The organism is Bacillus sp. GMa5/1, from assembly GCF_050172015.1.
GTDB lineage: Bacteria > Bacillota > Bacilli > Bacillales > Bacillaceae_G > Bacillus_A > Bacillus_A cereus.
In genome coordinates this window covers 1-2,152 of the sequence record NZ_JBNLYC010000354.1, presented here as the reverse complement: position 1 = coordinate 2,152, position 2,152 = coordinate 1, and the positions used below count along the sequence as shown (strand labels likewise).

Below are 2,152 nucleotides of genomic sequence, written 5' to 3'. Positions count from 1 at the left end.
AGAAGTATTTTTCAATCCCCATTTTGTTATTATAAATTCATTCATTTTATTCATAGGATTAATAATAGTAGCTTTACTAGTTAATCGTATTTTTATTTCATCATGATAGATTTTAATTCTATATCCCTCTTTTAGTGGAATGATATCTTTTACAATTGTTACATTTGTTCCTTCCATTTCCTTCGTATAAATTTTTTCACCTTTTTCATTAAAGACCTCTATCGATGCATATTTTTCACCTGCATAATAGCTATGAGGCGTTTTAGTAGTAATCGTAAAAATAGCTCGATTTTGCTCTAAGTCTGTATTTAATACGGCAAACTGGTCATCTCCTAATCCTAGGAATTGAATCGTTTCATTTACCAACTTACTCACTTTCATTTCGTTAATATCAATCTTTAGACTATTATCTTTTTCTTTTACATAGGCATAATACGAACTGAAATGGTACATACTATTCGTTTTCCCACCTGAAATTTCAACCGTATACACTCCATTTGGTACGTCTTGTAAATTGATATCTGTTGTTTCAATTGTTTTCTCTTGAATAACTGTATTCCCTTCTTTTAATTTAATTTTTCCTCCTTTTAATGTATCTATTTCATTTGTATTTAAATGGATATGCAAATTCCCTTTTAGCCCAAGTGGAGCAATTTGCTGATTCGTAACTATTTCGAAGTTGGAGTTTATCGGAATATCAGGATCAACTATAGCTCTTGCTTTCGCTAATTGTGATTCAGGCACTATATAAGCTAAAGAAGTAACAGCCGGAAAACCTTTCGCCCTATTCATCTCTATTTGTTTATGATTAAGCTTAAAGCCCCATCTTTCAAAAACAGGTGTAAAATCAACTTGTCCATTCTCACTATAATACTGATTCATTAAATCTGGTAAAGAATGGTCACCTTTTTTGAAAGCAGCATTGCTAGCTAGTTTTCGATAACCTTGATACATTTTTGCAAATGCTTCATCGCCAGCTTTTTGTTTCGCCATCGTTAAAAGAATAAGTTTTTGTCGTAAATCTAAATCATCATAATTTTTATTTTCTTTCATTAAAGCATTATATAAATTCCGTTCTACCTGTTCCTTTTTCCCGAAATTAAACAACCAACCAACTTGATCTGCTTTTTTGCCGTATTTACTATATTGATATTGAACACCAAATAGATTATTAGAAACTTCTCCTGTAAATATTCCTTGATTATCAAAACCAGCTTGGTATCCATGAGCGATTTCATGTAAAGTTCCCCAACTTAGTTTATCTAACCACATCTTTGTACTATCTGTACTATTCGCTGTCCAATTTGTGCCATAATAGGCACCGCCAGCACCAGATATATCTGCTTTTAAGAAATAACGATTTTGACTTTTTTTATTTTCAAACGTTGAGCCATCTAAACCAATAATTGAATCATACATCACAAAAATATCTTCATAATACGCAATTAACTCATCCAATGATTGAAAATCTTTTAAAGATCTTACTAACTCTTTATCTTTTTTAGGTACAAATAATTGAAAACTCTCCCCTTGAAGTAACGCATACTCTCCATCAAATTGATCCCATGTACTAAAAAATTGAGATACACTTCCTTGTTGTTTATAAATGGGAAGGGGTTTAGTAGCACTTTCATTCCCTACTTGGTACTCAAGTACAGCGTGCTCTTCACCATACGGAGTATCTATGAAAGGAACTAAAGACGTATCACCTTGGATAGTAACCCATTCATTTCCTACTTGTATGGATTTTTCATTTTTTGAGTCATTAGACAATAAACGTAATGTTAATTTGTCTTTAAAATTAGGATTTGTTTGTCTTACCTTTAATGGTGTATTTCTCTTCAAAATAAATCCTAAATCTTGTCGATCATGATATTTCCCCTTACTTATGCCCGCCTGAAATATCCAAGTAGGCTCTTCTAAACTAGTAATTTTTTTTGCATTTATTCGTTCATCAGCATGTAAGTGTATATTTCCTATGAGGAAAAACATTGTATACATTAGGCCTATAACAAGTAACCTTTTCATTTGCATATCTCCTTCTCTATTTTTTTATATACAAAATACAATAAAGCCCTCCTTCTTCACTTATAATTGTCGTCAATAAGTTACTTATCAGTGTAATTATTATAGTTACATTAACTCGTGATTA

General features: G+C 31.4%; 1 protein-coding gene. It reads right to left on the bottom strand.

The genetic code is table 11. From position 1 onward, the window contains the following. The coding region (locus tag ACQGSG_RS28525) for a putative mucin/carbohydrate-binding domain-containing protein (protein ID WP_426948667.1) at positions 1-2,028 on the bottom strand (2,028 nt) is incomplete at its 3' end. Between the last annotated feature and the right edge of the window lie 124 nt (positions 2,029-2,152).